At 64.6% G+C, this 7,082-nt stretch carries 6 protein-coding genes and 1 pseudogene; 1 reads left to right on the top strand and 6 read right to left on the bottom strand.

Annotated elements, in window-relative coordinates:
• Positions 1-477 (bottom strand): annotated as a pseudogene (locus SO139_RS44950) (hypothetical protein); the annotation flags it as partial.
• A gap of 290 nt (positions 478-767) precedes the next feature.
• Between SO139_RS44950 and SO139_RS44945 the strand changes: the two are divergent.
• Positions 768-1,850: a helix-turn-helix domain-containing protein gene (locus tag SO139_RS44945; RefSeq protein WP_474799420.1), complete on the top strand. Its 1,083-nt coding sequence runs from the start codon at positions 768-770 to the stop codon at positions 1,848-1,850.
• A 7-nt stretch (positions 1,851-1,857) separates the two neighbouring features.
• Here SO139_RS44945 and SO139_RS44940 read toward each other — a convergent pair whose 3' ends face one another.
• From SO139_RS44940 to SO139_RS44920, 5 genes are all read right to left on the bottom strand, one after another.
• A complete protein-coding gene (locus SO139_RS44940) occupies positions 1,858-3,117 on the bottom strand; it encodes an MFS transporter (protein WP_449379328.1) in 1,260 nt (419 codons plus the stop codon).
• A 72-nt stretch (positions 3,118-3,189) separates the two neighbouring features.
• Entirely contained in the window at positions 3,190-4,158 is a 969-nt protein-coding gene (locus SO139_RS44935; RefSeq protein ID WP_449379329.1) for an ABC transporter ATP-binding protein, read from the bottom strand.
• Entirely contained in the window at positions 4,155-5,150 is a 996-nt protein-coding gene (locus SO139_RS44930; protein WP_449379330.1) for an ABC transporter ATP-binding protein, read from the bottom strand. Before SO139_RS44930 ends, SO139_RS44935 begins: the two co-directional genes overlap by 4 nt.
• The gene (locus SO139_RS44925; protein WP_498542051.1) at positions 5,150-6,079 is read right to left on the bottom strand and encodes an ABC transporter permease; all 930 of its coding nucleotides are present in this window, start codon (positions 6,077-6,079) and stop codon (positions 5,150-5,152) included. Before SO139_RS44925 ends, SO139_RS44930 begins: the two co-directional genes overlap by 1 nt.
• A complete protein-coding gene (locus SO139_RS44920) occupies positions 6,045-7,004 on the bottom strand; it encodes an ABC transporter permease (RefSeq protein ID WP_449379332.1) in 960 nt (319 codons plus the stop codon). Before SO139_RS44920 ends, SO139_RS44925 begins: the two co-directional genes overlap by 35 nt.
• Positions 7,005-7,082 lie beyond the last annotated feature (78 nt).

Below are 7,082 nucleotides of genomic sequence, written 5' to 3'. Positions count from 1 at the left end.
CCCCAGTCCTCCGCCCCCGCCGGAGCCGCCTGCACCGCCCTGGGCAAGGCCGTTAGCCAAGGTAAGATTACTGATACTGACGTTCTGCGTCTGGGCCACGATGGAGCCGGCCACTGCCGCGCTGGTCTTTGTCGCAGTGTCCACGCCGACAAAAAAGATCCGCTGGGTGCCGCCGCCATCGATGGTGTAACCATTGCCGTTGATCGAGAGCGAATTGAAGATCGGGGACAGTGGGCCGGACAGCGTCACATTGGTCTGAATGTTGATCGTGACCGCCGCCGACTGGGCATTGGCGTAGGCGAGCGCGTAGCTCAGCGTTCCGGCTGCACCCGTCGCACCACTCGAAGACGTACCGGGGTCGCTTGCAATCGTGACGGTGCAGGTATTGCCGGCACATTGGGCCTGCGCGACGCTTGCAACTGTCACATTGGCAATTGCAAACCCAATGGCTGCGATCGAGAAAGCCCGCACGCGCATCAGGCCACTCGACGTCATTCCCACCCGCATTCCAACCTCACTCCGCACCGGGCATAGGCGCCGGTTTTGCGGCCTGCACTCGGCATTGCCACGCAAAAGCGGACCATAATCGCGCGCCTGCGGTGCCGATGTGCCCAGAGTCTCAGTCACAGATTCGAGAAACGACTGATGCAATTGCACCACAGTTTGGACGCAAGCGTTGCCGCACGGTTGCCCGCCATTGTCCGAATGCCTAAGTCAGCGCGTCGATATCGGTGCGCTCTTCGTCCGTGCCGCGGGTGTGATCGGGAATGGACGGAGCAACCTTGAACGTGAACATGCTGGCGGACACTCCTGGGCGCGGGGCATATGCGCTCGCACAATTGCGCGCGATGACAACCGACATCTGCGACGTCATTCCGCTCACCGCGGATGACGATTTCCATGTCACCAGCCTCACGATGATGACCCGCAATGCATTGCTGGTCGACACGCGTTCCACCGATCTGGAATACGACCGGACTCCCGCGCACGTCGCCCGCGGCGCGATGGACCACTTCCAGGTCACGCTCTGTGTCGAAGGCGAGATGCAGTTCAGCTCGGGCTCGCGCGAGGTGACGTTGGGGCCGGGCGACATCTGCCTGCTCGACATGGCGCAGCCGAACCGGACGGTGTTTCGCGGCGGCGGCGACCGCACACGCCTGATCGCGATCATCCTGCAACGTGCCATGCTGGCGCCGCGGCTCGCACATCCGGATTCCGCGACGGCTACCTTGCTGTCGTCAAATCACCCGCATGCGCGCCTGCTCGCCAACCATTTTGCGGCGCTTGCACTGCCGCCCGACCCTGAAGGCGGCAGCGCCGAGGCCACGATCGAGGCAATCGCCGACATCATGGCCGCGGCTGCGGGCGGCGCAGCCGACATTGCGGCCGGCGTCGACCGCGCCGAGCGACACCTTTACCTTGCGATGATCAAGCGGCGCATCGCAGACAACCTCGAAACCGACGAGCTCACGGCGGGTGAGCTCTGCCGCCACTTCCAGATCTCGCGTGCGAGCCTGTATCGGTTGTTCGAGGCCGACGGCGGGCTTGTCCACTATGTGAGAGAGCAGCGGCTGAATCTCGCTTTGAAGATCCTGATCTCTCCGGCCGCGCAGGACCGGCGCCTGATCGACCTCGCCGTCGACTTGCGGTTCAGCAGCGACTCGACCTTCATCCGGGCGTTCCGCCGCAAGTTCGGCCTGACGCCGGGCGAGCTGAGGGAGCTGTCAGATACCTGGCTTCGCGAGACCGGAGCGGTCCCGGCGATCGACACGGTGCTGCATCAACTGACCCGCCGCCGCAGCATTACAGCCGCCCGACACGGCGCCCCAGCAGCGTTCGGCGGACGGTGAGCGCACATCAAGCGAGCTCCACGCCGCGGCGCTCGGGGATCAGCGCGAGCAGCGCCGCGATATCGAGCAAGTAGAGCAGCGCGAGTCCGGCGATCGCGGTCGGAAAGCCATAGGCTGCGCTGACGATGCCGACCACCAGCGGACCAAAGCCGGCGACCGCGCGACCGATATTGAAGAACACGTTCTGCGCGGTGGCCCGCGCCGCGGTCGGATAGAGCTCGCTCATCAGCGCGCCGTAACCGCCAAGCATGCCGTTGACGAAGAAGCCCATCACGGCGCCGCCGATCAACAGCGCCGTCGCGGCCGTCAGCTGCGAATAGACCACCACCATGATGGCCGCGCCCAGCATGTAGGTCAGGAACGCAGGACGGCGGCCGAAGCGATCGGCGGCGTTGCCGAACAGGAAGATGCCGAGCGCCATGCCCGCAATGGTGACTGATGTCCAGACCGCCGATTGCGTCAGCCCATAGCCGAACCGTGTCGAGAGATAGTTCGGCAGCCAGATCATGATGCCGTAGTAGCCGAAATTCTGCACCGAGCAGAGGATGATCATCCCGAGGCTGATTTTGGTCGTCTCTCTGTCGGCGATGAGCGCGCGGAGCGAAGAACTTGCATCCGCCGGCTTCGCCTTGTGCGCCGTGAAGACATCCGGCTCGTGCAGCCTGCGCCGGATCAAATAGGCGACCAGCGCCGGAAACACGCCGAGTGCGAACATCCCGCGCCAGCCGATGAGAGGCAGCAGGATCGGCGTCACCAGCGCCGCTACGAGCACACCGAACTGCCAGCCGAGACCGACATAGGATGTGGCCCGTGCGCGTTTCTCCGCGGGCCAGGCCTCGGCCACCAGCGCCATGCCGATGCCGAACTCGCCGCCGAGACCAATGCCGGCGATGGCCCGATAGGTCAGGAGATCCCAATAGCCCTGTGCGAGTGCGCAGAGGCCGGTGAAGACCGCGAACAGGACGATGCTCCAGGTCAGCACGCGGACCCGGCCAAGCCGGTCCGACAGCATGCCGAAGACGAAGCCCCCGAGCACCGCGCCGACCAGTGTCCCCGTCACCAGCGAGGCCGCCTGGGGTTGCGTGAGATGGAGGTCGTTCGAGATCGCGCTCAGCATGAAGCCGAGGATGAGAAGGTCGAACCCATCCATGGCGTAGCCCAGCGCCGACCCCCACAGAGCCCGGCGTGCCATGGTATCGACATCCCCGGCACGGGAGGCCGACGGTGCTTCGGCTCCAGCGAGACTGACATCCTGTATTTGGCTCATGGCCCCCGCTCGCCGAACGATCCTCGGGACGATTCCTTGGGATCGTACCCCGTTACGCCGCCACCCTACAGCTCAGACCAGATGACACGCCACGGCGTGCCCGCCCGCACCTTCCTTCAGCTCCGGCGCGCTCTCCGAGCAACGCGGCTGGGCAATCGGGCAGCGGGTGTGGAAGTGACATCCCTTTGGCGGATTCATCGGGCTCGGCACGTCGCCCTTCAACCGGATGCGGTTGCGCTTGAGCTTGGGGTCCGGTACCGGCACCGCGGAGAGCAGCGCCTTCGTATAGGGATGCTGCGGATTGCGGTAGAGGTCGCTCGCCTTCGCGATCTCGACGATGCGCCCGAGATACATCACCGCGACGCGATCAGAGATGTGCTCGACCACCGAGAGGTCGTGCGCGACGAAGAGATAGGTGAGGTTCAGCTCGGCCTGGAGATCCTCCAAGAGGTTGATCACCTGCGCCTGGATCGAGACGTCGAGCGCGGAGACCGGCTCGTCGCAGACGATCAGTTTTGGCTCGACCGCGAGCGCACGCGCGATCACGATGCGCTGGCGCTGGCCGCCGGAGAATTCGTGCGGATAGCGCCGCATATGCTCGGCCTTAAGGCCGACCTTCACGAGCAGGCTCGCGACGCGATCCTCGCGCTCCTTGGCCGATGGCGCGAGGTTGTGGATGATGAAGGCTTCGCCGAGGATGGCGCCGACCGTCATGCGCGGATTGAGCGAAGCGAACGGGTCCTGGAACACCAGCTGCATGTTCCGCCGCATCGTGCGCAGATCGTTGCCGCCGAGCTTGCGCACGTCCTGGCCTTCGAATACGACCTCGCCGTCGGTCGGCTCGATCAGGCGCAGCACGCAACGCCCCGTCGTCGACTTGCCGCAGCCGGATTCACCGACCAGGCCGAGCGTCTCGCCGCGATTGAGCGAGAACGACACGCCGTCGACCGCATAGACGCTGCCGACCTGGCGCGACAACAATCCGCCGAGCACCGGGAAATGTTTCTTCAGGCCGCTGACGCGGAGCAAGGGTTCGCTCATGCCGCGCCTCCCAGATTCGTATCTCCCAGATGACAGGCCATGCGATGGCCGGGCGCGATCTCGCGCAAGCGCGGCTCCTTCTCCGTGCAGATGCTCATGGCATGACGGCAACGTGGGGCAAAACGACAGCCGACCGGCGGATTGATCAGGATTGGCACCGAACCGCCGATCGCCTCGAGGCGCGTCTTGTGCGCGCTGTCGAGATCGATGCGCGGGATCGAGCGGATCAGGCCCTGCGTATAGGGATGGCGGGGATCGCCGAAGAGATCGTCGACGAGCGCCTCCTCGACCACCTTGCCGGCATACATCACGACCACGCGCTGCGCGGTCTCGGCGACCACGCCCATGGCATGGGTGATCAGCATCACCGCCATGCCGAAGCGCTCCTTCATGTCCTGAAGGAGATCTAGGATTTGTGCCTGGATGGTGACGTCGAGCGCGGTGGTCGGCTCGTCAGCGATGACGAGCTTGGGCTTGCAGGCGAGCGCCATCGCGATCATCACGCGCTGGCGCATGCCGCCGGAGAACTGGTGCGGATAGTGATGAACGCGGCCTTCGGCATTCGGGATCTGCACCAACTTCAGCATCTCGATGGTGCGCTCTAGCGCCTGCTTCTTGGTCACCGCCTCGTGGCGGCGCAGGCTCTCGGCGATCTGCTCGCCGACGGTCAGCACGGGGTTAAGCGAGGTCATCGGCTCCTGGAAGATGAACCCGATCTCCTTGGCCCTGATGTCATCCAGCTGGTTGCTCGTCAGCGGCACGAGATCGCGGCCCTCGAAGATGATCTGGCCGGCCGCGATGCGGCCGGGCGGCATCGCGATCAGCTTCAGGATCGACATCGCGGTCACGGTCTTGCCGCAGCCGGATTCGCCGACGACGCAGAGCGTCTCGCCCCTGTTGATGGAGATGTCCACGCCGTCGACGGCCTGCAAAATGCCGTCGTCCGTCGAAAAGTGGGTCTTGAGACCTTTGATTTCGAGCAGCGGCGCCATCAGATCACCCGTCGCGCATCGAGCGCGTCGCGCAGGCCGTCGCCGATGAAGTTGATGGCCACCACGGCGATGAAGATCGCGCTGCCCGGAAACAGCGCCCAGTGCGGGCCGATGTCGAGAAAATCCTTGGCATCATAGAGCAGCCGTCCCCAGGTCGGCGTATCCGGCGGAAAACCGAGTCCGAGAAAGGACAGCGTCGATTCCGCGATGATCGCGGCCGCGACGTCGATGGTGCCAGCAATGATTACCGGCCCCACGGCATTGGGCAGGATGTGGCGCATTACCTGGCGCACCGGGCTCGCCCCGAGCGCGCGTGCCGCCTCGACAAATTCCTTCTCGCGGATCGACAGGAACTGCGCGCGCACCAGGCGAGCGACTGGCATCCAGCGCAGGCCGCCGATAACGAGCACGATCAGGATGAAGATGCCGCCTTCGGGACCGAACATCGCCTTCAGCCCGTCGCGGAAGAGATAGATGAGCAGGAGCAAGAGCGGCAATGGCGGCAGCGACAGGAAGAGATCGGTGAGCCACATCAAGCCATGGCCGAGCGCACCGCGCGACATGCCGGCGAGCGCGCCGATCAGCGTGCCGACGAACACCGAGACCAGCATCGCGGCAAGCCCCACCGCAAGCGAGATGCGGCCGCCATAGATCATGCGCGCCAGCAGATCCTGGCCGAGATCGTCGGTGCCGAAGGGATGAGCGAGCGAGGGTCCCTGGAGCCCAGCCACGATGTCGATGTCGTTGATCTTGACGCGCCAGAGGAAGGGGCCGACCAGCACCGCCTGGATCAGGAGCAGCAGCAGGAATGCGCTGAGCACGGCGAGCCGATGACGGCGAAAACGCCGCCATGTCTCGCGCCAAGGCGAATAGATCGCCCGCTTGGTTGCCTTCTCAGCGGAGGGAGATGCGAGGGTCAAGCCAGCCATACAGGACGTCCGCAATGAGATTGAAGAGCACAACGAGGCACGCGAACACGAAGGTGACGGCCATCACCACCGGCGTGTCGTTGGCGAGAATGGAGGAGATCAGCAGCGAGCCGATACCGGGGATGCGGAAGATCTGCTCGGTAACGATGGCGCCGCCGAACACGGCCGGCATCTGCAACGCAATGAGCGTGACGACCGGGATCATCGCGTTGCGCATCACGTGCTTGACGATCACCTTGGCTTGTCCGAGCCCCTTGGCGCGGGCGGTGGTGACGTAATCGAGCCGGATCACATCCAACATCGCCGAGCGCACGAAGCGCGTCATGGACGCCGCCTGGAACAGGCCGAGCACCGCCACCGGCATGATCGCCTGCCGGATCATCTCGAGGACCCAGTGGATGCCGGTCCCCTTGACGTCGGTGGTATAGACCAAGGGCAGCCAGTCCAGCGTCACTGAGAAGATCAGGATGAACAGGATGCCGGTGAAGAACGTCGGCAGCGAGAAGCCGACGAAGGCGAGCGTGTTGGCGATCTGGTCGAACAGCGAATAGGGCTTGGTCGCAGCAAAGACGCCGACGGGTATGGCGATCAGGAGCGCCAGGATCTGCGCCGAGCCGACCACGTAGAGCGTCGCCGGCAGGCGCTGGAGGATGAGCTGGTCGACGTTCATCCGGCTGACGAAGGAGAAGCCCCAGTCGCCGTGCGCCATCGCCGCGATCCAGTGCAGGTAGCGAAGATAGATCGGATCGTCGAGGCCGAACTTCGCCCGCAGCGCGGCAGCGACCTCGGCCGGCACATTCGGATTGGTCGCCAGCTCCGAGAACGGATCGCCCGGAGCGAGCGCCAGCACGACGAACAAAACCAGCGAAATGCCGAGTAAGCTCGGAATGGCGATCAGGATGCGACGCAGGACATACTGACTCATAGGGAAAGACCCCGTCTACGTCCCGTGATCATGCCTCCCGGTACCAGTCGAACAGATTGTCGGTCTCGTTGGCCCAGC

This window comes from Bradyrhizobium sp. UFLA05-89, assembly GCF_059803475.1.
This window is presented reverse-complemented; position numbering and strand designations above follow the sequence as displayed.

Coding starts and splice junctions, on each gene's coding strand:
- SO139_RS44945 (WP_474799420.1), top strand. CDS start 768: ATGGACGGAGCAACCTTGAACGTGAACATGCTGGCGGACACTCCTGGG.
- SO139_RS44940 (WP_449379328.1), bottom strand. CDS start 3,117: ATGAGCCAAATACAGGATGTCAGTCTCGCTGGAGCCGAAGCACCGTCG.
- SO139_RS44935 (WP_449379329.1), bottom strand. CDS start 4,158: ATGAGCGAACCCTTGCTCCGCGTCAGCGGCCTGAAGAAACATTTCCCG.
- SO139_RS44930 (WP_449379330.1), bottom strand. CDS start 5,150: ATGGCGCCGCTGCTCGAAATCAAAGGTCTCAAGACCCACTTTTCGACG.
- SO139_RS44925 (WP_498542051.1), bottom strand. CDS start 6,079: ATGGCTGGCTTGACCCTCGCATCTCCCTCCGCTGAGAAGGCAACCAAG.
- SO139_RS44920 (WP_449379332.1), bottom strand. CDS start 7,004: ATGAGTCAGTATGTCCTGCGTCGCATCCTGATCGCCATTCCGAGCTTA.